This window comes from Vibrio sp. SCSIO 43009, from assembly GCF_023716525.1.
GTDB lineage: Bacteria > Pseudomonadota > Gammaproteobacteria > Enterobacterales > Vibrionaceae > Vibrio > Vibrio alginolyticus.
Genome location: NZ_CP071843.1, coordinates 840,964 through 867,506, shown reverse-complemented (window position 1 = coordinate 867,506; position 26,543 = coordinate 840,964). Strand labels below are relative to the sequence as shown.

Annotated in this window: 24 protein-coding genes and 2 tRNA genes; 14 read left to right on the top strand and 12 right to left on the bottom strand. The window is 43.2% G+C overall.

All coding sequences use genetic code 11. The features are described from left to right. Positions 1-162 precede the first annotated feature (162 nt). Together J4N43_RS19505 and J4N43_RS19500 are read left to right on the top strand one after the other, a co-directional pair. A complete protein-coding gene (locus J4N43_RS19505) occupies positions 163-1,731 on the top strand; it encodes a DUF1800 domain-containing protein (protein ID WP_053349915.1) in 1,569 nt (522 codons plus the stop codon). Positions 1,732-1,740: 9 nt separating this feature from the next. Continuing rightward, positions 1,741-3,066, top strand: a complete 1,326-nt coding sequence (locus J4N43_RS19500; RefSeq protein WP_053349916.1) for a DUF1501 domain-containing protein — start codon at positions 1,741-1,743, stop codon at positions 3,064-3,066. An 86-nt stretch (positions 3,067-3,152) separates the two neighbouring features. Here J4N43_RS19500 and J4N43_RS19495 read toward each other — a convergent pair whose 3' ends face one another. Next, the gene (locus tag J4N43_RS19495; RefSeq protein WP_053349917.1) at positions 3,153-4,247 is read right to left on the bottom strand and encodes a ketoacyl-ACP synthase III; all 1,095 of its coding nucleotides are present in this window, start codon (positions 4,245-4,247) and stop codon (positions 3,153-3,155) included. 162 nt (positions 4,248-4,409) lie between these two features. On the opposite strand from J4N43_RS19495, the gene trxC reads away from it, so the two are divergent. Both trxC and J4N43_RS19485 read left to right on the top strand, forming a co-directional pair. Next, positions 4,410-4,844, top strand: a complete 435-nt coding sequence (gene trxC / locus J4N43_RS19490; RefSeq protein WP_005376074.1) for a thioredoxin TrxC — start codon at positions 4,410-4,412, stop codon at positions 4,842-4,844. A 176-nt stretch (positions 4,845-5,020) separates the two neighbouring features. Continuing rightward, on the top strand, positions 5,021-6,181 hold the full coding sequence (locus J4N43_RS19485) for an MFS transporter (protein WP_053349918.1): 1,161 nt from the start codon (positions 5,021-5,023) through the stop codon (positions 6,179-6,181). Between the two features lie 49 nt (positions 6,182-6,230). Here the strand turns inward: J4N43_RS19485 and J4N43_RS19480 are convergent, their stop codons facing one another. Next, entirely contained in the window at positions 6,231-6,620 is a 390-nt protein-coding gene (locus J4N43_RS19480) for a nitrous oxide-stimulated promoter family protein (protein ID WP_005387988.1), read from the bottom strand. A 14-nt stretch (positions 6,621-6,634) separates the two neighbouring features. Further along, on the bottom strand, positions 6,635-7,144 hold the full coding sequence (locus J4N43_RS19475; RefSeq protein WP_053349919.1) for a GNAT family N-acetyltransferase: 510 nt from the start codon (positions 7,142-7,144) through the stop codon (positions 6,635-6,637). A 136-nt stretch (positions 7,145-7,280) separates the two neighbouring features. Here J4N43_RS19475 and J4N43_RS19470 point away from each other — a divergent pair, with 136 nt between their 5' ends. Continuing rightward, complete coding sequence (locus J4N43_RS19470; protein ID WP_053349920.1) at positions 7,281-7,472, top strand: DUF2986 domain-containing protein; 192 nt, start codon at positions 7,281-7,283, stop codon at positions 7,470-7,472. A gap of 49 nt (positions 7,473-7,521) precedes the next feature. On the opposite strand, the gene J4N43_RS19465 is transcribed toward J4N43_RS19470, so the two are convergent. Continuing rightward, positions 7,522-9,693: a TonB-dependent receptor gene (locus J4N43_RS19465; protein ID WP_062730977.1), complete on the bottom strand. Its 2,172-nt coding sequence runs from the start codon at positions 9,691-9,693 to the stop codon at positions 7,522-7,524. A gap of 89 nt (positions 9,694-9,782) precedes the next feature. Beyond that, positions 9,783-10,520 carry a siderophore ferric iron reductase gene (locus tag J4N43_RS19460; RefSeq protein WP_053349921.1) on the bottom strand — a complete coding sequence of 246 codons (738 nt, stop codon included), beginning with the start codon at positions 10,518-10,520 and terminating at the stop codon, positions 9,783-9,785. Positions 10,521-10,919: 399 nt separating this feature from the next. Between J4N43_RS19460 and J4N43_RS19455 the strand changes: the two genes are divergently transcribed. Further along, positions 10,920-12,251 (top strand): anaerobic C4-dicarboxylate transporter, encoded by a 1,332-nt coding sequence (locus J4N43_RS19455; RefSeq protein ID WP_053349922.1) that lies wholly within the window; start codon positions 10,920-10,922, stop codon positions 12,249-12,251. Positions 12,252-12,337: 86 nt separating this feature from the next. Here J4N43_RS19455 and J4N43_RS19450 read toward each other — a convergent pair whose 3' ends face one another. Continuing rightward, positions 12,338-12,826, bottom strand: coding sequence for a LabA-like NYN domain-containing protein (locus tag J4N43_RS19450; protein WP_005387978.1), 489 nt, complete (start codon positions 12,824-12,826; stop codon positions 12,338-12,340). Positions 12,827-12,945: 119 nt separating this feature from the next. Here J4N43_RS19450 and J4N43_RS19445 point away from each other — a divergent pair, with 119 nt between their 5' ends. Continuing rightward, complete coding sequence (locus J4N43_RS19445) at positions 12,946-13,386, top strand: DUF4174 domain-containing protein (RefSeq protein WP_017820187.1); 441 nt, start codon at positions 12,946-12,948, stop codon at positions 13,384-13,386. A gap of 16 nt (positions 13,387-13,402) precedes the next feature. On the opposite strand, the gene cobA is transcribed toward J4N43_RS19445, so the two are convergent. The 4 genes from cobA to nirB all read right to left on the bottom strand — a co-directional run bounded on the left by cobA (position 13,403) and on the right by nirB (position 18,313). After that, entirely contained in the window at positions 13,403-14,161 is a 759-nt protein-coding gene (gene cobA / locus J4N43_RS19440; RefSeq protein ID WP_053349923.1) for a uroporphyrinogen-III C-methyltransferase, read from the bottom strand. Between the two features lie 206 nt (positions 14,162-14,367). Then, complete coding sequence (locus tag J4N43_RS19435) at positions 14,368-15,216, bottom strand: formate/nitrite transporter family protein (protein WP_005387971.1); 849 nt, start codon at positions 15,214-15,216, stop codon at positions 14,368-14,370. Positions 15,217-15,411: 195 nt separating this feature from the next. Continuing rightward, entirely contained in the window at positions 15,412-15,735 is a 324-nt protein-coding gene (gene nirD, locus J4N43_RS19430; protein WP_005387969.1) for a nitrite reductase small subunit NirD, read from the bottom strand. A gap of 13 nt (positions 15,736-15,748) precedes the next feature. Continuing rightward, a complete protein-coding gene (nirB, locus tag J4N43_RS19425) occupies positions 15,749-18,313 on the bottom strand; it encodes a nitrite reductase large subunit NirB (RefSeq protein WP_053349924.1) in 2,565 nt (854 codons plus the stop codon). 526 nt (positions 18,314-18,839) lie between these two features. Here nirB and rnk point away from each other — a divergent pair. From rnk to J4N43_RS19400, 5 genes are all read left to right on the top strand, one after another. Continuing rightward, positions 18,840-19,247 carry a nucleoside diphosphate kinase regulator gene (gene rnk / locus J4N43_RS19420; protein WP_053349925.1) on the top strand — a complete coding sequence of 136 codons (408 nt, stop codon included), beginning with the start codon at positions 18,840-18,842 and terminating at the stop codon, positions 19,245-19,247. A gap of 238 nt (positions 19,248-19,485) precedes the next feature. Beyond that, entirely contained in the window at positions 19,486-20,445 is a 960-nt protein-coding gene (locus tag J4N43_RS19415) for a GGDEF domain-containing protein (RefSeq protein ID WP_025767735.1), read from the top strand. Positions 20,446-20,672: 227 nt separating this feature from the next. Beyond that, the gene (locus J4N43_RS19410) at positions 20,673-21,659 is read left to right on the top strand and encodes an ABC transporter substrate-binding protein (protein ID WP_005376042.1); all 987 of its coding nucleotides are present in this window, start codon (positions 20,673-20,675) and stop codon (positions 21,657-21,659) included. 298 nt (positions 21,660-21,957) lie between these two features. Then, positions 21,958-22,998, top strand: a complete 1,041-nt coding sequence (locus J4N43_RS19405; protein WP_252094204.1) for a diguanylate cyclase domain-containing protein — start codon at positions 21,958-21,960, stop codon at positions 22,996-22,998. Between the two features lie 235 nt (positions 22,999-23,233). Next, entirely contained in the window at positions 23,234-24,226 is a 993-nt protein-coding gene (locus J4N43_RS19400) for an LLM class flavin-dependent oxidoreductase (protein WP_005376038.1), read from the top strand. Positions 24,227-24,231: 5 nt separating this feature from the next. Here J4N43_RS19400 and J4N43_RS19395 read toward each other — a convergent pair. Together J4N43_RS19395 and J4N43_RS19390 are read right to left on the bottom strand one after the other, a co-directional pair. Further along, positions 24,232-24,305, bottom strand: a tRNA-Cys gene (locus tag J4N43_RS19395). Between the two features lie 36 nt (positions 24,306-24,341). Next, positions 24,342-24,428, bottom strand: a tRNA-Leu gene (locus tag J4N43_RS19390). Between the two features lie 301 nt (positions 24,429-24,729). Here J4N43_RS19390 and J4N43_RS19385 point away from each other — a divergent pair. Next, entirely contained in the window at positions 24,730-25,659 is a 930-nt protein-coding gene (locus tag J4N43_RS19385) for a CHAD domain-containing protein (RefSeq protein WP_053350851.1), read from the top strand. A gap of 69 nt (positions 25,660-25,728) precedes the next feature. Continuing rightward, positions 25,729-26,517, top strand: coding sequence for a lipase family protein (locus J4N43_RS19380; RefSeq protein ID WP_005375991.1), 789 nt, complete (start codon positions 25,729-25,731; stop codon positions 26,515-26,517). Positions 26,518-26,543: the final 26 nt, after the last annotated feature.

Genomic DNA, 26,543 nt, shown 5'->3' with positions numbered 1-26,543 from the left:
ATAGTACCAAATTCACCGTTTGAGTTTTTTGTTCACCACTTATAGCTACTATACTCGCCTATGCAGCTGCTTGATTTTCATAAATTTACTAAACAGCTCAAAAGAGCTTAATAACTCCCGTTAAATGGACTTAAATCGTTACTTCGGGTAAGCGAGTTAACTATGAGACGTCAGAAGCTAAATAAAATCTCTGCTTGGGTACTAGGATTGGCTATCTTATTGCTGAGCCATGTGTCTAATGTATCAGCACAAATACAGCAATCCCCATCCGATCAAACCGTTGCGCGTTTTCTCTATCAAACCTCTTTTGGACCAACACCTGCGTTAATTAATGAGGTTAGGGAAAACGGGTTAGAGGATTGGATACAGAAGCAAATCAACCTGCCAGCAACCTACCATCAACCACTTTATCAAACGCCTTTTTCTAAAGGCCTACAGTCAAACCGAGAAAATGCTTGGTATCAAATTGTTGTTACTGCTGAAGATCAGCTCAGACAGCGAACGGCTTATGCATTGAGTCAGATCGTAGTCGTTTCTCGTTATGGCGGCGTTCTTTCCAGCAAACCTACAGGGTTAGTGAATTACTACGATCTGTTGGTTGAGCATGCGTTTGGCAACTACCGAGACCTGTTGTATGACGTTTCCATCCATCCAGTCATGGGGAGCTATTTGTCTATGCTCGGTAGTGCAAAAGAAAATAGTGCGACAGGAACGCTTCCCGATGAGAACTTTGCTCGAGAGTTAATGCAGTTATTCACTATCGGTTTGTATGAACTCAATTTAGATGGCAGTAAAAAGCTAAACCACGCAACAGGCAAACCTATCCCCACGTACAATCAAACTGATATTCAAGAGCTCGCGCGAGCATTAACTGGATGGAAAAATTCCGACATCGCATTCGTGAAACCGATGCGAGTTATCAGTCAAAGACACGACACCGGCGAGAAGCGATTTCTAGGGAACGTGATCCCATCGGGTCTAACCGCACAAGAAGAGCTTTCAAAAGTGATTGATATGTTGATGTCTCACCCAAATGTTGCTCCATTTGTTTCAAAGTTACTTATCCAACGTTTGGTCAGTTCAAATCCAAGCCCAGAGTACGTCGCGCGTGTTGCTACGATATTTAACAACAACGGGGAAGGAGAAAAAGGCGATCTAACCGCCGTTGTTCGAGCCATATTGCTCGACCCTGAAGCATTAGGGATGACGGATACCCCGCCTATAAAAGTGAAAGAACCGATACTGGTCCTGACTAATTTTCATCGAGCATCAGGTTTTACGATTAAAGGATCACGTTACGAAGACGCAACAACGATGATGAACATCGCTAATCAAGGGCCGCTTCGTTCTCCTTCCGTGTTTAATTTTTACTCTCCAGACTATCAGCCGTCTAACGAGTTTACGGAGTCTGGTATTAACTCTCCAGAGTATGAACTTCTCAATTGGTCTGTTTATACCGATTTGGTCAACTATATGTTAACCAGCACTCGTAGAGGAGGTGGTGATTCCTACCACTTCGATCTTAACGAGTTTTATCTTCTTCTGGACGATCACCGTGCCTTAGTCGAATTGGTTAACGAGCGTTTCTTTGCTGGAACGGCTTCTGCTGAATTGAAAGAGCTCATGCTCACCGCCCTGAATGATTATCGTGGGGACTATGTGCCAACAACAAAACTCGCTCTAGTGATATTTACCGCCATTTCTGGCGACGAATTCTATATTCAGGATTAGGAGTGAATTATGGATATTTCACGACGACATTTTATACAAAGCACGCTATCGATGGGCGCACTAGCCTCTCTTAGTCTGCCAGGTTACTCTCTCGCAGCGCCATCCAATGACTTTCGAGCATTAATATGTGTGTATTTAGCAGGCGGAAACGATGCATTCAACACCATACTGCCATTATCGGAGGCGCACTATCGTCAATATTCCAAAGTCAGAGGGCCACTCTCTGTCGCCAAAGAAGACATACTCCCTATCAATTTAAGTGCTGTCGATAGCTCAAATCACCCAGTGAAGCTCGGCTTACACCCAAAGTTAAATGCGTTAACTTCCGTTTTCGAACAAGGCGATGCCAGCATCGTGCTCAATAGTGGCATTCTCAACCATCCCGTCACCAAACAAGCTATTGAGCAAGGTGAAGCATCACTTCCCGAGCAACTGTTTTCTCATAATTCTCAAACAGACGCTTGGTTACTTGGTGGAATGAGCGAGTCTAAAAATCTTGGTTGGGCTGGCAGAATGTTGGATGTATTAAACTCTGAATCAGAAATAACACCGCTATACAGTGTGCATGGCAACTCGCTTTGGTTACGGGCAATGGAACACCGCCAAACCGTCCTGAAAAAAGATCGCGCAGTTCAGCTTACCGCGATTGATAACCCGCTATACAAGGGGATCTATGATCGCCTTCTCTCTCATCAAACTGACAATCCATTTAATGGTCATTTTAATTTGATGGTTGATGAGTCGATGGTAATGAGTAGTGTACTGAGCGAGCAACTCAACCACATTGCTGACGAGCCGCTGTTTACGTCATCGACGCTCGGCAAGCAGATGCAAACCGTGTACAAATTGATAGCAAGCCAAGATGTCCTGAAGCAGCAACGACAAGTCTTTTTCGTTAAACACTCTGGGTATGACCTGCACGATTCGCAATTGGCACGTCATCCAGTGTTACTTGAGGATCTCGCGACAAACCTTTTAGCAATGTATCGTGCGGTCGAACGGTTAGGGCTAAACAAGCAAGTCACCTCTTTCACTATGTCTGACTTCGGTCGACGGATGATGAGCAACGGAAATGGTACCGATCATGGCTGGGGTGGCCATCAACTATTAATTGGAGGCGCGGTAAATGGGAAACAACCTATCGGTACATGGCCGGAACTAATACTGGGCGGAAACGATGATTACTCTCAAGGCCGACTCATACCCAAAATTGCCGCTGATCAAGTTGGTTCAACACTAGCACAGTGGATGGGCGTGAGTGATAACGCTGCACTGGAATACGTCTTCCCGAACATCCGTAATTTTACTCATTCAAACCTGGGTTTTATGGCTTAAGATATTTTTCAGGTTAGCTGTAGAACGCATCATCAAATAAGGGAGCCTCGCGCTCCCTTACCCATCTTATGTTTGCAGAGTGTCCGTTACACCTCGTCGCGACGGCGTTCGTTACACAGCTTAATGGCACGCTCAAGTAATTCTAACGCGGATTGCTCACATTCAGGCAGAACCGCATCACTTTCAGAAACTGGCGTTACGCGGTCACCCCATTTCAATACTGCCGCACCCCATGTCAAACCTGCACCAAACGCAGCAAGAAGCATATTATCACCTGGGTTAACTCGACCTTGCTCTACCGCTTCACACAATGCAATTGGCACCGTCGCAGCTGAAGTATTGCCATAGTTTTGAATGTTAACAAACGCTTTGTCGTGCGGAATTCCAGACAGGTCACACAAGGTTTGAATAATACGAATATTCGCTTGATGCGGAATCACAACATCGATTTGTTCCGTCGTTAACTGTGATGCTTTCAGTACGGTTTTCGCAGCTAGCCCCATGCCTTTTACTGCACGTTTGAAAATTTCTTGTCCTACAAAGTTGAAATCCCAGTAACCGTTGTCTTCCGCAAAGCGATCCATACAAGTACCAAACTTTGGTACGGACAGAATATCGCGGCCTTTTGCGTCACAACCGATTTGAGACTGCAGTAAACCCGTTTCTTTTTCCGTTCTTGATAACACAACGGCGCCCGCACCATCACCAAATAGAACAGCGGTATCTCGCATTGCCCAATCGATGTAGAAAGACAATCTTTCCGCACCAATAATGATCGCGTTACGATAGTTACCTGATTGAATCAAACGTGTGCCCGTTTCTAGGCCATAGACAAATCCCGTACATGCGGCATTTAAGTCAAAGGCAGCGGCTGCACGAATACCTAGGTTCTGCTGTACCTTAGACGCGATATTTGGAATCAATGAATCTGGTGAACAAGTCGCCACAATGATTAAATCCACGTCTGTTGCATCGACGCCTGCTCGAGCTAATGCATGTTTAGCAGCAACGGTCGCCATGTCTGACGTGTTTACATGACTAATACGGCGGTTTTCGATACCAGTGCGGGTACGAATCCACTCATCGGAAGTATCGAGGAAAGTGCTAAGATCATCGTTAGAGAGCACGGCTGGCGGAACACATTTCCCCCAACCTGTAATTTCAGCGTAGTAATTTGTCATCGCAGACCTATTTATTGTTGTATTTTAATAAAATTTCTTAGAACCTTAGGCTCAAATACAAACCTGCGCTGCGTTATTTCGGCAGGTTAAAAAATAAGTATACAAATAATGAGGCTGACTGGTAAGTCATGTTTTCATCAATACGTAATAAAGGAAGAAGTCATGTCATCGTTTAAAACTCGCTGCCCTTCGTGCGGCGGTCTAAATCGTGTCCCTAATGAGCGCGTTGCCGAATCTGCAACTTGCGGTAAATGTAAAAGTGCACTTTTAGACGGCTCGCCTATCGAAGGTACACAAGATAACTTTTCTGCTCTATTACAAAGTGATATGCCTGTTGTAGTAGATTTTTGGGCCCCATGGTGCAACCCGTGCGTTGGTTTTGCTCCTGTTTTCTCTGATGTTGCTCATGAGCAAGCCGGAACGGCTCGTTTTGTTAAGATTGATACCGAAGCTCAACAACAACTTGCGGCGCAATTTGGTATTCGCAGTATTCCTACCATTATGGTTTTCAAGAATGGTCAACGCGTTGATATGATCAATGGTGCGTTACCTAAAACTCAATTCGATCAATGGTTAAATCAAGCACTTACTAAATAATCTTCCACGCCAACCTTGTTTGTAGGTTGGCGTTTTTATGCAACTTATCAACCTATCTAGTTAACAAATATTATTTGTCGAAACGACTTAAATTTATCATTTTACTTGCCTAACTATTAGCCTCATATTCGCGCCGAATAACCCTTAGATTTCATTTAACTTATAGGCGCAAAACAGTGGAAAACACAGTCGTTCCTGCAGCATCACCACGAGTTACAGCTCCAGTCGTCGCACTGTCTCTTTATGCGGTGGCTTCGGGCTATTTAATGAGCTTGATCCCTCTCATGCTCGGTGAATACAACATCTCAGCAGATTACGCGAGTTGGTTGGCGAGTGTGTTTTATGGCGGCTTATTAACCGGTGCTATTTTTATTGAACGTATCGTACGTCAAGTTGGTCACCGTAACGCGTTTATTGGTTGCTTGGCCGTATTTTCGCTAACTATCGTCACACTACCCGTGTTTGCTAACGGATTGATGTGGCTTGCCGCTCGCTTTATTGCGGGTATCGCGGTTGCTGGTGTTTTTGTCATTGTTGAATCTTGGCTAATGTCTGGAGACGAAGCATCGCGTGCGAGACGTTTGAGCTTGTACATGCTATCGCTTTATGGTGGTTCAGCATTAGGCCAGTTTGGTATTGGCGTGCTTGGCGTAAGTGGCGGCGTTCCGTTTATTGCGATCACGACGTTGATCCTAATGGCGATGCTGGTGCTAATGTTCATTGAGTGTGAGCAGCCAAACAGCCATGAATCAACCGCTTTATCATTTAAGCAAATTGCCAAACTAAACCATGCAGCAATTATTGGTTGTGTTGTTTCAGGTTTGACCTTAGGTGCGATCTACGGATTAATGCCAGTTGAGTTAACTAACCGTAAAATTAGCCATCAAGACATTGGTACATTGATGGCGCTAGTGATTCTAGGTGGCATGCTAGTTCAACCAATGGTGACCGCGTTAAACAAATACATGAGCCGCACAGTGCTAATGGCGTTTTTCTGTATTTTGGGTATTTTTTCGATCGGTATGACGTTTATTTCCTCGTCAGCCGTGGTATTGGCTGCTGCATTATTCTTTTTAGGTGCAGCTACTTTTGCCTTGTACCCGATTGCAATCAACTTAGGTTGCGAAGGACTTGATGAACGCTTTATTGTCTCTGCGACACAAGTCATGCTGTTTAGCTACAGCATCGGCTCTGTTGCTGGCCCAGTTGTCGCTGATAAATTTATGGGCCAAGAACACGGCTTACTAGGCTACTTGTTTGCCGCTTTGGTTGCGACTGGCGTATACATGCTACTTGCTGCGAGCAAAACCAAGCAGCGTATGGCCGCTGGCCTCTAATCACGCCGCTTCTACTCAACGAAAACGAGGGCATGTCGCCCTCGTTTTTTTATTCTTCGCATTTTTGTTTAGATAAACGCTTGTGACGGTTTGACGCGTTCGCTGCAGGCTTTTCCGGTACCATGCGCTTTTCATGAAGCAAATGACGAACCGCCAAGATGGGATGTTTCAGTAACATTCTGGGGCCAGAGTAACGCATGACCAAACGCATTTGTTCTTTCGGCTCTGGTTTGTAGCAGTGAATCGGACATTTATTACACGTCGGTTTATTCTCTCCATAAGGACAGCGGTCGAGGCGCACTTCTGCGTATTCAAGCAGCTCACGACATTCTGAGCATAAGTCACGTTTTGTTCCATGATGGTCATGACAGTAAACCTCTACCATGGCTTTTACTGTCTTAAATTCAGTGGCGAGTTTGCCAAGTAAAATATCGCTCATGCGCTATCCAAAAATCACAACATCATTGTGTAAAGTTCTAACGTGCGGCCATTATCATATTGCTGCTCAACTCGTTCAAACTCAAAGCCCAGTTTTTTGAGCAAACTTATACTACGAATATTGTCATTGTTGGTGATGGCAACCAAATTATCGAGTTTCATTTCCTCTCTAGCGTATTCCAGCACTGCGGTTGCAGACTCCGTTCCGTAGCCGAAGCCATAAGCGGAAGGTAAAAATCCATATCCGAGATCATAGTGTTGTAATGTGTCACGTTTAACCAACCCACAAATCCCGATGGGTTGTCCATCTTCTTTCTTCTCTACAACGAGTAAACTCACGCCTCTAATTTTTTGCATGCGTAGCATGTTTTCTTTTATGTAACGCGCCGCTTCATATTCGGTACGAATTTGTTTGTCTCCGACAAAACGGTAGAAGTCTGGGTGGTTATAAAGTTCTAGTATAAATGGTGCATCATCTACACTCACAAGACGCAGTATCAAACGTTCGGTGTACAGTGTTTTCATTTGGGCTCCATTAAAACGAGATAGATGATTGGACATAGGAACGTACTTGAATTTTGCGACCGATACCGGCGCTTATTTAGTTGTAACTTGATAAAAAAGTAACTATCCTGCCTCGCTAAATTAAAGGACCACCACCATGAACCGCAAGAAGAAAATCAATCAGATCTTGAAAGCGAAGCAGAAGAAGCATAACGCTAAGCTACATAAGAGCAATAAGCCGCGTTATATCTCCAAAGCTGAACGCGCGAAAATGGAAGCTGAAGAACAAAACCAAGCTTCAGAACACACGGAAAACGTTGTAGACACAGCGCAGACAGATCAAGTCTAAAAGAAAAGCCGCTTCAAGCGGCTTTTTTGATATTTGGAGCGAGTTAGCTTTAGTATTCAACACTGTAGTTCAGTGTGAATGTGCGACCTCTTCCTTTGTAGTCGTACGCTGCTGCATCGTAGTGTGCTGCATAAAGAATCTGCGCACGTTGTCCCCAAGCGGTTGTGTAGTCTTCGTCAAATAGGTTTTGAATACCAAAACCTAACTGCCCGATAGGTAGTGTTATGTTACCAAGAAGATCAAACGTAGTGTATCCATCTAGTTTATTGTTTGCGTCATCTTCGTAATCAAACATCGTCTGGCTTTGTAAACGTACTGAATAGCCATCCTGATAGTAAGCCGCCCACGCGTTCGCTTTTGATGTACTTGCTTTACCCGCGCTTAGATCTTCCCACTTACCGTTGGTTTTAAGCTCAGAAACCACATAGTGACCTGATGCACCTAACAAAATATCACGGTTTACCCAGTAGTTAATGTTTGCTTCGGCACCGTATACACGTTGCTCGTCATCAACATTGGTGATTAGGAGCGTCTTCTTGTCATACTTGATTGAGTTATCCGAAACCGAGTAGTAACCCGCCGCTTGCAGTGCGACAGTATCGGTATCTAATCGGTAACCAATTTCATAGCTGTCCGTTTTGATGCCCGACATTTTTGAGTCAGATACATTAATGCTATTGTTCAACTCGTAGTGACCATTTGCATCCGCGGCATCGTAGCTACCTTGGCCGTAGTACTTTGCAGGATCAGCGAGTTCGAAACCTTGAGAGAAGTTCGCCCAAAGCTGAGATTCATCGTTAAGCTGATAAATAGTGCCCAAATTAAATAAGCTCACAGAGTAGTCGGTGCTGCCACCTGGTACCGCATCCGCTGATACACCATTACCCGATGCGATCTTCTTTTGTATACTATAGGCAACAAAATCATCAATCTTATTGTCCATGTATTGGTAGCGGTAGCCTGCTTGTACTGACCAATCTTGATTGATTTGGTAATCCCCCTGGACAAACATTGCGTAAGACGCCACATCAACATCAGGGTAACGCCCCACTTCGGCATAGGTTCGATTAATTAAGTTCCCAGAGCTGTTCGCAATGGTTGGATCGAACAGAGCCTGGTTACTTTCAAAACGGTCTAAGTACGCATCGACACCATAAACAAGTTTGAATGACTCCCAGCTTTTAGCTAACGCTAAGCGCCCAGCAAAAACTTCTGTTTTTTGTTGAGAGGCACTTTGGTAATAAGGAGTAAAGGTTTGGTCTTCACTACGGTAAGATAACTCGCCTATCAGTTGATGACCGAATACGCTGTCGTGAGCGTAGTTCGCACTTAAGAGAACTCGCTCTGTACCATGTTCGCGGTCGGAATCGAACCCCTCTCGTACATCAACAAATTTATTGTTAACAATGTACAAACCGTATGGCGAGTCTTGCTGGCTGTCATAGTATTGTGCGACAAGGTTTAACTTGCTGGCATCGGAGATTTGAATCTCGGTCGATCCCATAACATCGAGCGTTGAATTATACTGCAAAGAGCCCTGTGAAATGTCTGGGGTGACAATGTCGCCATTTGCGTCAAATGCACCTTGTGTCTCGGTGTACACAACCGAACCTCTAGCGGCAATTCGTTCATTACCACCCGAGATAGACTGAGCGAGTTTGTAATCAAAATCATCGCTGCTATTAAAACCTGTAGTGCCACTCACGTAGGATTCAAACGACAAGTCATCCGAGTACGCTTTCTTGGTGATAATGTTAATAACACCACCAGTAGCGCCTGCACCATAAATGGAGGTTGCACCAGATAGTACTTCAATTCGCTCGATGTTGAATGGGTCTATTGCATCTAACTGACGACTAATCGGGCGAGAAGACTGTAACGAGACACCATCAATCATTACCAACATTGCTCTACCGCGAAGGTTCTGACCATAATTAGTTCGACCACCGGTGCCGACGTCTAAAGAAGGGATGGTTGCAGAAAGAATATCACCCAGTGTCTTGCCCGCACGATATTGCTGAGCAATCTCTTCTTGGCCAACAAACCAAACCGTTCCTGGAATATCGGAGATCGATTTCGGCATCACACTGCCTACAACAACCAATTGCTCATCGCTCGGAGTCGATGTTTGTTTAAGATCTTCTGCTGCTATTGAGCTAACTGCGTATCCACTGCTCATCGCAAGTACGATGAGATTGAAAGAAAACGTCCTTTTCATCATTGTATTTATCTTTTTGTTGTCAACAAGAGCATGCAATGATACTTATTCTCACTCTCAAATCGAGCATTGTTACACAAGTTAAATAAATGTTAATTAAGCACCTTCTTGCTCATAAGCTGTCGATTTTCCTCTAAACGAGGACAATCTGCACAAAGCTTTCTGCCTTCACACTTATAGACTAAACAACAGCTTTTTCTTACTAACTTTAGCGGCTGATCAGATTCCGTCTCATGAAGTGAGCGGCTATTATCAACATCCAAACCCATTGCGCTTAGCCACAAGACCGCATGCTCCTGAAGTGTCGAGTTAGTCATTTGCGGAAAGCGCCGTTGGAGACGAATTAAACAAGCCATGATTCCGTCCGACATCAATTGATGGGTGAAGCCAGGACGAATGCGTGTCCATTGACTCATCTCTTGTTGATAGAAGTCGAACAGTTCTCGGATTTGACGCCCCGCCTCTTTTATCAACGCTTCTGGCTCGCCATGTATATGCGCTTCGTCGGCGAATCGGTACCCAGAAACAAAACAAGGTTTGAGGTGCTGCGCTATCTCGCGAATGTTTGGCAACGTGTGGTAACCGTAAATAGAGATGAATGCGACATAAACTGGCTGCCAACAAAGTAAATCCCACGTTCTTGTCAACCAATATGCTTTTCCCGCTTCCGGATGAGCCTCCGAGATTTGCTGGTAAAGGCCTTGGATGATCGGGTTGATATCATTCTCGATATGGATAGCTTCTTGCCCTATCTCGCCGATATCACCGTGTAGGTAAGGTGTAATCTCACTCGAAGTTTGAAACAGTTGCGGGAAAAATTGCTCAGACATGATGGCTTATTGTTGGTGTAGTCACTCTGACACCTTTATACCCAAGCACCAATCGCAATGCAAACTATTATCCTTTGCGTTTTCATAACAAAGAAGCACTCTTAGGGTTAGTTATGAATGTATTTCCGAGTTCTGTGAAGCTGTAAGGTCTGGTTACGTATGCGATGAATAGCAACAAACTCTTAAACCTCTTCGCATTTAACGCTCAGATGATCGCAAAAATACACAGCATAAAAACACCCTGATAAAACTGTGTTAACAGTTTCCCTGTGTAGCGTGAGTTATTCCCAATTATTGGACATTGCTGTTTCTTATAAAACGGAATGTGAACAAGGCTAAGTATTTTTTCCTTCAATATCGAAACAATAGAAGTCCCTGTTTCTAATAAGGAAATTAAACATGTTGTATCTTGAGTTTCTGTTTTTGCTCGTGATGCTGTATATCGGCTCACGGTATGGCGGTATAGGCCTTGGGGTCGTATCCGGAATTGGCTTGGTGATTGAAGTCTTCATCTTTAAGATGCCGCCAACCTCTCCTCCTGTCACCGTCATGTTGATCATTTTAGCGGTGGTAACATGTGCTTCCATTCTTGAAGCCGCTGGCGGTTTGAAATACATGCTGCAAGTTGCCGAGCGTGTGCTTCGTAAGAACCCAAAACGCGTCACCCTTATTGCTCCGTTCGTGACTTACTTTATGACCTTCCTACTTGGTACTGGTCACGCGGTTTACTCTATCATGCCAATCATTGGCGACGTTGCACTTAAAAACGGCATTCGTCCTGAGCGTCCTATGGCTGCCGCTTCTGTCGCCTCTCAAATCGCAATCACGGCATCACCAATTTCAGCGGCCGTAGTTTACTACTTGGCGCAACTCTCTGATATTCAACACGAGATCACTCTGCTCTCAATTCTGCTCGTTACTGTACCTGCAACCTTATTCGGTACGTTGTTGATGTCACTTTACAGCCTAAAGCGTGGTAAAGAACTAGACGACGATGAAGAATACCAAGAGCGTTTGAAAGATCCTGTGTGGAGAGAAAAAATCTTCAACACAACTGCAACGTCTCTTGATGAAGTACTACCAACAAGTGCTCGTAACTCTGTATTGCTGTTCATTGCTTCTATCTTGGTTATCGTCGTTATCGCAATGTGGCCAGACATTCGTACCATCGTAGATGGCTCGAAGCCAATCAGCATGGCAGTTGTGATTCAAATGATGATGCTCTGCTTCGGCGGTATCATTTTGCTTGCGACCAAAACTGACCCGCGCGACGTACCAAATGGGGTGGTATTTAAATCTGGTATGGTGGCGGCGATTGCTATCTTCGGTATTGCATGGATGTCAGATACCTACTTCCAGTACGCTATGCCTCAATTTAAATCTGGCATCGTAGAGATGGTAACCAACTATCCTTGGACATTCGCGCTTGCGTTATTCATTGTGTCGGTTGTGGTGAACTCTCAAGCTGCAACGGCTCGCATGATGTTGCCTGTTGGTCTCGGCTTAGGTTTGGAACCTGCGCTGCTTATCGGCTTGATGCCAGCGGTATACGGCTACTTCTTTATTCCAAACTACCCTTCAGATATCGCGACTGTGAACTTCGATACCTCGGGCACAACTAAGATTGGTAAGTGGTACTTCAACCACTCATTCATGTCTGTGGGCTTAATCGGCGTGATTGGTGCGTGTTGCTTGGGTTACTTGCTAGGGCAAATGATCATTCCTTCGTAACTAGCCAAATCAAGGATAAATTAGAGGCGAGTCATTGTACGTTTCGTACAGCCTGAGTGACTCGCCTTTCTTTATTGCACTATTCACTACAGCAAGAAATCGTCATCAATCGCGACAAAATTGTCGGCACAATCAATCAGAGTTTGAGATGTAAGTTTAGGTACACCATAAACGGTCACCGTTTTATTGAAGCGCTGCTGAATTCTCTCTACTAGCAGACTAAAGTCTCCATCTCCCGAAACTAGAATCACTTCCTCAACTTCGGGAGCAATTTCAATTGCATCGAGAGTAATACCCACATCCCAATCGCCTTTCGAGCTGCCATCACGACGCTGGATGTAGGGTTTAAGCATCACCTCAAATCCAACACCGCGTAAAATGTGATGAAACTGACGTTGTTTTGGATCGTTACTCGCGATGGCATAAGCACGAGCACTTACCACCTCTTTCCCTTGTGTGGCGACATACCAAAACTGGTTGTAATCAAAATTGCTTCGATACGCTTCGCGACAGGTGTAATACACATTCTGTACATCAACCAAAATGGCGATTTTTTGTTTGCTTTCCGAACTCATCTATTTCTACGCTCAATTTATTTGCTGCCTACCCTATGCCAGTTTTGGAAAAAGCACAATGAGCCAATTCCACTAAACTTAACGTATAAAAAGTTATTTGGGTTTCTAGGGGAACTGTCATGGGCGGAAAGTTACTAGTGATACTGCTTTCTTGTATCTTGTCATCGACAGCATTTGGTTATCCAGCGCACTCCAAATACTGGCCACATAGAAGTGTGCTCTACTTTGCGCCGGAAAATGATGAATACGTCAAACAATTCTTGCTAGAAACACTTATGAATGAGTGTGAGTTGGAAGACAGAGATGTAGTCACACTGGTCATTACAGAACAAGGTTATACCTTTCCTGCTTGGCTTAAAGAAGAGTTCGACCTAAAAATGCTAGCTCGTCTTTATGCGGTCGAAAAAGGCTCTCATACTGCTATTTTGCTTGGTAAAGATGGTCTAGAAAAGCACCGTTGGGGCGCAGAAACAGACTGGCCGTTTATCAACAACCTCATTGATCAAATGCCTATGCGTAAGCAAGAAATGCAGAGGCAACAAAGCCCCTGTAAAATATAGTCACTTCTGGGCAGTATTACTTTGCGAACCAATCCAACTTGTTGTGAAGTTGAGTCACGCTGCCAACCACAATCAATGCTGGACTCACGGCTTGCTCTGCCATGATCGATAGCTCGTTCAACTTTCCTTGGAACACGCGCTGCTCTGGGCGCGTACCGTTTTCAATAATGGCGCATGATATCTCAGGATCTAACCCATGTGTGATCAGCTTATCCATAATATGGCCGCTTTGCTTCAAACCCATGTAGAATACAAGCGTGTTATTAGACTGAGCTAGTGAATGCCACTCAATTTCACGACCATCTTTTTGTACATGACCAGTGATAAATTGAACACTTTGAGCATGGTCACGGTGCGTTAATGGAATACCAGCATAAGCCGTTGCACCCGCTGCTGCTGTGATACCCGGAACCACTTCGTATTTGATACCAAATTCCGCTAGCTCTTCTAGCTCTTCACCACCACGGCCAAAGATAAATGAGTCCCCACCTTTTAGGCGCACAACGCGTTTACCTTCTTGCGCTTTCTGCACCAAGATTTGGTTGATTTGATCTTGAGGTACACAGTGAAAATCGAGCTTTTTCCCAACATAAATCATCTCTGCTGATGCATGGGCCAACTCAAGAATCTCTTTTGATACCAATCGGTCGTACACAACAACTTCAGCCGCTTGAATGGCTTTTAAGCCTTTTACTGTGAGTAAATCAGGATCACCAGGACCTGCACCAACAAGAGAAACAAAGCCGCTGTTTAAAGATGAGTTAACAGTTGTCATATCAACGCCTATCGAAAAATTTAGATATAAAGAGTAACACTCGCGTTATGCACTTAGGGCTAAAACCACTCTAAGGAGTTATTACTTTTTATAGCTAAATCAATAAAATATGTCGCGAAAGTGAAAGTTAAAAATTGAAATCTAGTTAGAGAATAGTCCCGCCCATCCAGAAGCGGGACCATATTAAGCGAATTACCCGTTAATGGTTATTTAGCCATTGCAGGTTGCGCTTTTACTTCTTCTTCAGCATTGATAGAAGGCGCAGTTTTAGCGTGAGTTAGGTACAGTGGAATACAAGTCATTACTAGACCACCAACAATGTTACCTAGGATGGTTGGGATAAGGTTGAAGTTCAACCAAGTCGCGATACCAAAATCCGCACCTAGAATCATACCTAGTGGGAATAGGAACATGTTTACTACGGTGTGTTCAAATACTAGCGCAAAGAAGATGAAGATTGGGAACCACATCATTGCTACGCGACCAGACACCGAACGTGCCGTCATGTTGCCGATAACGCCTAGACACACCATTAGGTTACAGAAGATGCCGCGTACGAAACATGTGATCCATCCGTCCATACCCATGTTTTCAAAACCAAGGCTACGCGCGGTAGAAACAGCGACAAATTTCTTCGCTACTGCGTTCAGTTCTAGAGAAAAGTTACCTGTTAGAGAGATAGCCACTAGGTAAGCAACGATCAGAGAACCGATAAGGTTACCCAAGCCTACAAGACCCCAACAACGGAAGATACGACCCCAAGTGATGCCCGGACGGTTCGCAAACTTAGCCAGAGGCGCTAGACCAAAAACACCGGTTACTAGGTCATACCCCATCACACTTAGAATTACGAAACCAACGGGGAAAACAAGTGCTCCTACAAGGCCGATACCCGTTTGTACAATCGCGGTAATAGCAACCACCACCGCAAGCGAAAGAATAACGCCAGCCATCGTACCGCGAAGCAGAAGATCTCGCGTGCTTGTATTGGTTTTCGCTTCACCAACATTGATCATGGTTTGCACGAATTCTGCAGGCTTAAAATCAGTAGACATGAATGTGTCCTTATCCAAAATTGAAAGTTAAAAAGTTAAAGATTGAATAGAGAAAGGCTTCCCGTTGACACCTGAACGCTGTCTACAACACCTCGCTTCCCTGTTCCCCTGAGTTGATGCTTGGAAAGCCTTTGTCTATTAAATCTAGGTTTCAGTTCATTCCCTCCCCCTAAGAGGAGGGAATGAAAACCAAGCTTACGCAGAGATTTCTACTTCGCCGTTGGTTACGCGGGTTTTGTACGCTTTCACGCTAAAACGCTCGTCTTCCATGCACGCACCTGTTGTCAGGTTAAAGCGTTGCTTCTTAAGTGGGCTAGCCACCCAAAGCTCGCCTTGGTGCTCACAGATCAAACCGCGAGAAAGCACGTTTGATTGGAAGAACGGGTCTGTGTTGCTGATCGCCAGCACTTCTTCTGCTTGTGTTGGGCGGAATACCGCAACTTGCTGACCATCAACCAGTGCACAAACACCTGTGCCCGGTACGATGTCGCTGATTTGGCAAATCTTTTCAAATGACATAATCAACCTTCCCTTATGCTTCAGTGATCGCTACGTGTAGGATGTCGCCTTTCGCTTCAGGGTGCTTTTCCGTGAAGGTTGCTGGGCGGTGCTGTTCACGCTCTTGTACAAACACAACGTTGTCATCGCGCTTGTCAGAGTTGATGAAGTGCGCGAAACGAGTCAGTTGTGATTCGTCGTTGATGGTCGCAGTCCACTCACACTCGTACTCGTCTACAAGCTTCGCTACGTCTGCCTCTAGTTGAGAGTTGATACCAAGCTTGTCGTTAACAATCACTTCGCGTAGGTAGTCAACGCCACCTTCCATGTTTTCCATCCAAACTGATGTGCGTTGTAGTGGCGCAGCAGTACGGATGTAGAACATCATGAAGCGGTCGATGTACTTGATTAGTGTTTCTTTATCTAGGTCACTTGCAAGTAGGTCTGCGTGACGAGGTTTCATGCCGCCGTTACCACATACGTACATGTTCCAACCTGCGTCAGTCGCGATGATGCCAAGGTCTTTACCTTGTGCTTCCGCACACTCACGAGTACAACCAGAAACACCGAACTTCATCTTATGAGGTGTACGAATGCCTTTGTAACGGTTCTCGATGTAAGAACCCAGACCAACAGAGTCTTGAACGCCGTAACGACACCAAGTTGAGCCCACACATGTCTTCGCCATACGAAGTGCTTTTGCGTACGCTTGACCTGTTTCGAAACCAGCGTCGATAAGCTTGCGCCAGATCTCTGGAAGATCGTCTTTTTGAGCACCAAACAGACCAATACGTTGAGCACCGGTTACTTTGGTGTATAGGTTGTATTCTGCTGCAACGTTCGCTAGTGCACTCAGTGCTTGAGGTGTTACTTCGCCACCCGCCATACGTGGGATAACAGAGTAAGTACCGTCTTTTTGGATGTTACCTAGGAAGTTATCGTTCGTGTCGTGCAGCTTAACCAGTTGTGGCTTAAGAATGTGCTCACCCCAGCAAGAAGCCAAGATAGAACCAGCCAGTGGTTTACAAACTTCACAGCCGTAACCTTTGCCGTATTTCTCTAGAAGCTCATCAAACGTTTTGATCTCTTCAATGCGGATTAGGTGGAACAGCTCTTGGCGTGAGTATGCAAAGTGCTCACACACGTCGTTCTTCACTTCGATACCAGATTTAGCAAGCTCAGCATTTAGAACAGAGGTCACTAGAGGAATACAACCACCACAGCCTGTACCCGCGCCCGTCACTGCTTTGATGTCGCCCAACGTGTGGTGACCATTAGCGACCGCTTGTGCGACCTTGCCTTTTGTCACGTCGAAACAAGAACAGATCACTGCGCTTTCTGGTAGAGCGTCTGCACCTAGTGCTGGTTTCTCAGCGCCTGCGTGTGCAGGAAGGATCAACGCATCCGGGTGTTCTGGTAGGTCGATTTCGTTCAACATAAGTTGAAGCAGGTCGCCGTAGTCAGACGTATCGCCAACCATAACCGCGCCAAGCAGTTTCTTGTTGTCTTTAGAAACGATAAGACGTTTGTAAACTTCTTGTTCTTCGTTCTGGTAAACGTAACTCTTACAGCCTTCAGTACGACCGTTCGCGTCACCGATTGAACCTACTTTTACACCCAGAAGTTTCAGCTTCGCAGACATATCAGCGCCTTCGAATTTGCTTTCTGTGTTACCTAGTAGGTGATCAACGGCAACTGTCGCCATCTTGTAGCCAGGAGCAACAAGGCCGTAGAACATTTCGTTCCAAGACGCACATTCACCGATAGCGTAGATGTTCTCATCAGAAGTCTGACAGTGGTCGTTAATAGCAACACCGCCACGAGGTGCCACTTCTAGCTCCATTTGGCGTGCTAGTTTGTCTTGTGGACGAATACCTGCAGAGAATACGATGAAGTCTGTTTCTAGCTCTGAACCGTCAGCAAAACGCATAACGTTGCGTGCGTTTGTGCCTTCTGGCGCAATCTCAAGCGTGTTTTTGCTGGTGTGAACGTTCACGCCCATACGCTCGATCTTTTGACGAAGTTGGTTACCACCAGCAAGGTCAAGTTGCTCAGCCATTAGCTTCGGTGCGAACTCAACAACGTGCGTTTCTACACCCAGTGCTTTCAATGCACCAGCTGCTTCAAGGCCTAGCAGACCACCACCGACAACAACGCCTGATTTGCTCTTCTTCGCACACGCTTCGATCGCTTTAAGATCTTCGATAGTACGGTAAACAAAACAGTCTTTGCTTTCGTGACCTTTGATAGGTGGAACAAATGGGAATGAGCCAGTAGCAAGAATCAGCTTGTCGTATTGAACTTCACGGCCAGTGCTTGAGTAAACAATGCGGTTTTCACGGTTGATGTTAATCGCGCGTTCGCCGATCAGCATGTTAATACCGTGTTTCTCGTAGAAGCCTTCTTTTACTAAAGAAAGTTCATCTGCAGTATGGTGAGAAAAGTAAGAGGAAAGGTGCACACGGTCGTATGCGACACGAGGTTCTTCACAGAAAACCGTAATGTCTATATTAGACATATCAGCTTTCTCGACTAAGTCTTCAATATAACGGTGCCCTACCATACCGTTACCGATGACTACTAGCTTCAACTTGCTCATTATAATTCCTAAGGGTTAGGTTCTTATCACTGAGCTCATTGTTAATTGTGAAAGAAAATTAATACATGATGTAAATCAATTACAATTTCAAACTACCCTAAAGGGGTAGATGAACGTATTTATCTGACTATTGCGAAATAAAAAGTAATTTATTAACGGATATTGGTAGTTTTAACAAACTGAGATAACCGAAGCCATGCTAGCAACGGACTATACCGTTTTGCTTTATGAAGTAAGGCTGACCATCGAAACCGAGCACACCTACGATAAATCCTGTTTTGCTTCTAAACGACGCACTCACTTGACTTCACCGTTTCAAGGTGATCAGAGAACAATATCTGAAGTGATTGAAAGATTTAGAAAAATCAAGCTTCACAACAAAAATTTTTTACTAGCTAAGTCGCACTATAAAGACTAAAATCGGGTTTAGTTCATATGGAATAGCGTCCATATGATTGATACCGTAATTGACATATAGAGTGCCGTCCCATTTTTGTGAGGCGGCCTTTTATTTGGGAGTCATAAAATGCCAGAAAACAATTCTATCTACATCTCAAGCTTAGATATGAACCGAATCACGGCCTTGTTGGATAAAATGCCAAACATCGCAGCGGAGCTTGTGGAATTAGAAGCAGAGCTCGACCGAGCAACAGTTCTTGAGCCAGAACAAATGCCAGATAACGTGGTCACGATGAACTCGACTGTAGAGTTTAAATTTTCAGGTGAAGATAGAACCATGACAAAGACACTGGTTTACCCTTCTGAACTGAAAAGCAGTGATGATATCTCTATTTTTGCGCCCGTAGGCAGCGCACTGATCGGTTTGTCTGTCGGCCAAAAACTTGAATGGCCAATGCCAAATAATCAAGTGAAGACAATTGAAATTGTCGATATCACATACCAACCTGAGCGTTGTGGTGCACTAAACCGCTAGCCCTCAGTAGTCCCGGTGCAAAGGCCTCCATTTAAGACTTTGCACCAGGAGAGCCCCTCGCTTACCCCCTATTTCCTTCTTTGTTTTCCAAGCATTTACTTTGCTGCTCTTAAGTAACATCACCGATTCTTTATTATTTACCGCATATTCAATATTTATATCTCCAAGCTCAATCATAGAAATTGCAAAGTATTTTTCGTATATTGTCGCTCCGAAAACGACGTAAATTATGCGCAAAATGGAAGAATATCTAACTCGAATTGCCTGCTTAGAAAAAGAAAATGAAGAGCTGAAGCGGAAGAATGCGCGACTACAAGAAAAGTTGAATGCTGCACTCGACAGTAATGGACTGTGTTTGTGGGAGCAGCATATTCCTTCAGGTACTTTGACGATATTCAATATGCAGTGGGGCAAAATGCTAGGTTATCAGCCCCATGAGTTAACCGCGACGGTTGAAACGTGGAAAAACAATCTCCACCCTGAAGATTATGATCTTGCGGTGGGTGCATTTGAAGATCACCTAGCTGGCAAAACCGACCTTTATGAGGTAGTTCATCGCATGATTCATAAAGACGGCAGTGATAGTTGGGTCTACGATCGAGGGCGCATCGTCGAGTATGGTTCTGATGGCGAACCACTACGGATGATGGGTACTCATATCGATATTACAAAAGAAAAGCGTTATGAGCAGCAACTGGCCAAGTTGGCTTCGAGTGATCCATTGACTGGATTGTTAAATAGAAAAGCAATTGAGGAAAACTTTAATCATCAACCTCAAACCGAACCGTCTCAGCAGTCTGCTTTAGTGTTTGTTGATATAGATAATTTTAAAGCAGTTAACGACCAGCTAGGCCATCATACTGGCGACACCCTCCTCATCAATATCGCCAATAGCTTAACAGAGCTTGCGTCAAGCAAGTCTCAAGTTGGACGCATAGGAGGCGATGAATTTGTTATCTTAAACTGGCATTCAAGTCGAGAGGAAATATCCCAACTTTGCAATCAACTCTTAGATTCAATCATTCCAGCGATAAATCAAGACTTACATAAAGTAACGATAGGAATGAGTATCGGTGTTTGTCTCTTTAACAAAGGAAAGCAACCGTTTAATGAAGTGTATCAAAAAGCCGATCACGCAATGTATGAGATAAAGAAAAATGGCAAAAATGGAGTACAATTTTTCAACTTAAAAAGTTGATATCTCTCCATAAATCATCATGTTATGAAATCAGTCATTTGCTACAACTTGAACTAACTAAAGATAAATTCTTTATATCTAAGCCAGTTACCGAAATTACCCCTAGGTACTCATAAATTTGGCACGATACAAATAAATCCCCTCCTCTCCTAGCATCAACCCAATAAGCAACTACACTCATTTAACTGATAGATTAATTACTACTATTATGAAGGGAGTTGTTTTTGATGGATACAAAACAGATTTCTACAGTTATCATAATTTTAGTTCTTTCTGCATTAGTAGTTGCTTATTTAAAGTTAACAACGGTATCAAATGCTATCCACAAACCTACAACAATCGGTATATCTAAGACGCCTCTGTCAGCCCCTTTTATCATTGCAGAGCACATAGGTGCGTTTGAAGAAAACGATTTAAACGTCGAACTTATCATGTGCTTTGGAGGGGTCGAATGTTCAAACCTACTTCTAGAAAACCATGTTAATTACGCCACTTTTTCTGAAAGCGTACTGATGTTTAAAAGCTTTGAATACAAAGATTTAGCATTAATCACTTCTTTTGCATCTTCTACGAATGATATTAAGCTGCTAACTAAAAAGCGGTCTGGCATAGAAAGTATAGATAAATTACCAGGAAAAAAGGTTGGTGTAATAAAAAAGAGCGCTAGCGAATATTACTTAGACTTGTTGCTACAGGTAAATGACATTGATTTAGAAAAAGTAGAAAAAATATCATCAACAACGCAGGTTATTATAAATCATTTAATGCAAGGAAACGTCGATGCAATATCTACTTGGGAGCCATACGGATTTATGGCCAAGAATAGAATAAATGAAGAAGTAAAGAACATAGGAATTATTGGCGTGTATAAACTTTACTTTTTGCTTGTATCAAAAGAAATACACATTGAAAAATCAGATCAAGAAGTAATGAAAATAATAAAGTCACTTCATCACTCAATTAACTGGATGGATAAAAACCCTCATTTAACAATGAAAATACTATCACAAAAACTTAACACAACAGTTGAAGAAATATCTTGGAGCTGGGATGATTATAACTTTCGATTAAATTTAACGAATTCTTTATTATTTACATTACAATCAGAAGCTAATTGGGCATTAAAACAAAACTATGTAGAAGGACAGATTCCAAATTACAGAAAAATATTTAAAGAAAACTATATCAATTCATATTTTGATGGTCTAGATTAAAATGCATCGTTCGTTAAACCACTATTTAGCATCACTATTCAGTCTAAGCGTAATACTATGTATCAGCGTTATAGTATACATAAGCTTCATAAAAATAGAAGATTATAAAGCCAAGAAACAATTAAACCAAATAATGGACATACAAATATCATTAGAGTCATTAAGTAGTTATCTTTGGGCTTACACTCAAAATAGGGGAAAAAACAATTTCACACAATTCATGATTTCTCATAACAAATTAAACGAATTATTATCTCAAAATGAAGATGTTTTATACCTTACTAAAGACCTAAAAAAAATGAATCTCGAACTGTATTTTTTAGTTCAATATGAAAATAATCATTTACTAGAAAAAGATCGCCATAATGATTCAGTCGTAAATGATAATAAATCAAATCCTGCCATACAATCCAGAATAAATATTGTATCCCAGGATATGAATAATGAAATAATATATATTTATAAAAAAATACTTAATAATAAGTCTACAAAACTACAAAATTTAAATTATTACACTCAAGCAGGTATTATTTTTATCTCTCTGGTTGTTATGCTATTGTGTTTTTATATAAAAATAAAGTTCAAGAGAAGCTTTCAAAGGTTTATAAATGGAATAAAACAATTAAGCAGGTCAAATTTTGACTATAAAATCCCTTCAGAAAATCAATTCACGGAATTTGAAAATCTGTCTTGTTACTTCAATAAAATGGCGGCATTGTTAAACCACACAACAATATCAAAATCAAAACTTAAAGAAGAAGTAGAGAATCAAACTTCAGTTCTAAATCGTCAAAAAGAAAGTTTGGTATTTTTGTCTGAGCACGACTCCTTAACTAATATCTACAATCGTCGAGCAATAGAAAAACATTTGATCCAGCTTACGCGTAATTTCAGAGGCAATGAGAATAGTTTTAGTTTGTTTTTTATAGATTTAAATTTATTTAAGGATATTAACGATAGCCATGGCCATGAGGCAGGTGATGCAGTGTTAAAATCTGTAGCTAGTAGATTATCAAGTATTATCGACGAATCAGACATGGTAGGCCGCTTTGGTGGAGATGAATTTATTATTATTCATCGTTCACACACAACAGGTACGTCTCTGTCTGCATGTGCACTACGTTATATCCAAGAAATAGAAAAAGTAATTCATTTTAAAGGTAAAGAGTTATGCGTCGGAGCTAGCATTGGTATTGCACTCTATCCTGAGCATGGGTCGAATGTACATGAATTATTAACAGCGGCAGACAAGTCTATGTATCAGTCAAAACGTTCTAAAGCTAGCTCGTTCACTATTGTCGACAACAGCAGTTCGCTGTTAAAGAGGCCTATGTTTTAATCTAAAGTAGCTGTGGAAACGTTCTACATGCGAATATTCAACGACATCGACCACTGTGGCCACTTACAGTAATAAAGCCGCTTTTATCACATAGCAAAAGCTAAACTCGTAAGCTAAACGCTCTCCAGGCATTGAAGAAAAATAATCCATTGTGAATGGTTAATCCTCCCCTTTTAAACGTCAACTTTCACCACCATATGATAGTTAAGATTCATTAACAGGCTATAACTATCCTATGTCTTTTCCTCGTTTATCTGTTCTGGATTTGGCACCCGTGTCCGACGGAACAAACTTCACCGAAACGTTCGAACGCTCCGTTGAATTAGCTCAATCAATCGAGTCCTGGGGCTATCATCGGTTTTGGATGGCTGAACACCATAACATGCCCGACATCGCCAGTGCCGCAACCAGTGTATTACTCAGTCATATTGGAGCGCACACGAACTCGATCCGTTTAGGATCAGGTGGAATCATGTTACCTAACCATGCACCACTAGTTATTGCAGAGCAATTCGGAACGTTAGAGGCATTATACCCTGGTCGTATTGACCTCGGATTAGGACGCGCACCAGGCACCGACTACCAAACAATGCATGCATTAAGGCGGGAACCAGAGCATATGGATCCTGACTTTGAAGAGCTGTTGGAGGAACTTAATTTCTTTCTTGGTCCCGTATCTCGAAATCAACCAGTCGCGGCTTATCCAGGTAACAACACATCTCTGCCGATTTGGCTTCTGGGGTCGAGTACATACAGCGCACGTTTAGCAGCTAAGAGAGGCTTACCTTTCGCATTTGCTGCACACTTTGCTCCAGATGCAATGTCTCGTGCTCTAAACTTTTATCGAGATGAGTTTGTCCCATCCGAGCATTTAGCTCAACCCTATGTGATGATTTGTGCCAACGTTATCGTAGCGGATACTCAGTCACATGCAGATTTTCTCGCGACAACAGAGAAGCAAAAATTCTTAAAAATGATTCGCGGCAATCGCGAAAAACTTCGCGCACCAGTGAAAAGTATGGCACCACTATGGTCAGCACAGGAAAAGCTTCACGTTGAAACTCAATTACGTGAATCTATCCATGGTGATCAAACATATGTAAGACAGAAAATTGAGAAACTTTTGGAACGCACTGGGGCAGATGAAATTATGGTAAACACGATGGTGTTTGAACAATCTGAGAAGTTGAGATCCTACAGGTTACTATCGGAACTCATGGACAAGTAAAAGAATGGAGGCGCCTCCCGGAGTCGAACCGAGGTCCACGGATTTGCAATCCGCTGCATAGCCACTCTGCCAAGGCGCCTTTCTGATTTTGTATCTCTGTCACCAAAGATTTTGATGGTGCCCCGGGCCGGACTTGAACCGGCACAGCGCGAACGCCGAGGGATTTTAAATCCCTTGTGTCTACCAATTCCACCACCAGGGCAACGCAATTATGCGATGGGTTAGACACCATCTGTCTCTGCGGCCTTTGCCGTGAGAACGAGGCGTACTTTAACGGATTAATTTATCTGGTCAACAAAAAATTAGTCTCTTTTATTCAAATGGTTAAAAAGCCAACTCAAACGAACAAAGGGCGATCATTTTGCTCACAAGAACATCAGCATGCTTTGCTCTCGTTTACTTTGCTTCATCACTTCATGTCAATGAGGAATCGACAAGTCGCACAAATTGGCAGTATGCGTATAAACTTAACTCGTACTGCAGGGGACAAATAAGCGCTTATCATGTTTCGAAAGTCATCATTTCAATTACCGCTACATACTGATTCCGAACTCGACTTCGTAGTGCCCTACTTCTTCCTTAGTGAATTTGATTATGCACGCTCTCTGGAGCTGGGAGTCATCGAAGACTTGGATCCTGAATATACTCACCAGTATCGCGTCACACTAAGGCGCATACGCTCACTATGCTTACTACTTCGCGAACTGATCCCTCCTTTTGAACAGCGTATTTTGAAACCTCATTTAAAAATAATGATGAAGAAAACAAATAAGCTGCGTGATTTGGACGTATTTATCTTGGACAAAAACCAATACATTGAAATGCTCCCAAATCACAAATCGTCTCTTGAGCAGCTTTTTGGCTTTATCGAAGCCGAACGTGCTTACGAACAGGCAAAAGTTACGCGTTGGCTAGCTACAGAAGAATACACAACGCACTGCACTTTGGTCAGGAATAGTCTGCTGCGAAGTACGCAACACGAACGAGTGGATAGCAACGTACCTGCGTTACTCTTCGCAAGCCAAAAAATCTCCGATCAATTTAAAAAAGTTGATAAAGCACGACGCAAGATCTCGGACAAAAGTCGTGACAGCGTGATTCATTCGATGCGGATAAAGTGCAAAGCGCTGCGTTATTTGTTGGAAGGGTTTTCCACGCTCTACCCTTCCCAACAGCACAAAAACAACGTGAAACAACTAAAACTATTGCAAGATAAACTCGGTGACTTTAACGACACTTCAAGTCAAATTGAATTTTTCGCACAACTCAAAGAGACAGCAAATCTCAATAAACAAGATCGTAAGGCTTTGAAAAAGCTAATTAACGTGCTTAGCGAACATCATGAACTCTCTCGCCAAACCATCTTGACGCATTTAAGCCAGTTTGAGTCTTTCATTCGCGATACCAATACACAGAATCTCTACCGACCCTAAATCAAGGTTCACGTATTTTTAATATTCATTAATTACAGTCAACCGTTAGGCTCCACTAAGAAAGTTAACGTGAAACCATTAAAACGATACCAATACGAGCGCTATGCGGTGCTTTGTAATCTCGCCTACCCTCGCGTCTTCAGACAAACTCAATATGGATTCGATCCTAATGGGCAACGAGTCATTAGAAATGAACACGGTAAGATTATGATTCGCGTGCTCTGGAGTAAAAAACAGAGTGAAGTGGTCGTAGTGATTAAAGGCTCACACAGTATCAGTGATTGGTTGTTGAACTTCGCGATGTGGACGAGAAGCTGTCGAAGGTTGGGACTAAACTATCGCATTCACGCAGGTTTCTATCATCTGTTGTTCCAAGAAAGTTTACCGAGCCGGAATGAAGATCGGTTAGGGTTGACCGTGATCGAACGCCTCGAAGGTATCGTTGTACCACTTATTCTCAGGGGGAAAAGAATCACTATTACTGGCCACTCTTCAGGTGGCGCGATTGGCAGTGTTTTTGCTGACTATATTGAGAAAAAATACCCAAAAAGCATTAAACGCGTGGTCACTTTCGGACAGCCCGCTGTCGGGGATTGGACGTTTAAGAAACGCTACCGTTTGGGGCACAAAACATACAGGATTTGTTGCGACATCGACATCGTGACCTTTATGCCGCCCGTACCTTTTTTGTATTGGCATGTAGGCAAAATGCTATGGTTATATAACGGGAGAATATACGAGAACACCCCAACGCTCATACGGCTTGGGCGCTCCTTATTTAGTTGGTTAATGCGACCGTTCTCTTATCACTTTATGAGTAAATACATTCGCGACAAAGACTTTTTTGATGAACGTTGAGTTAAACATCCGAAAGGTATGAAGTA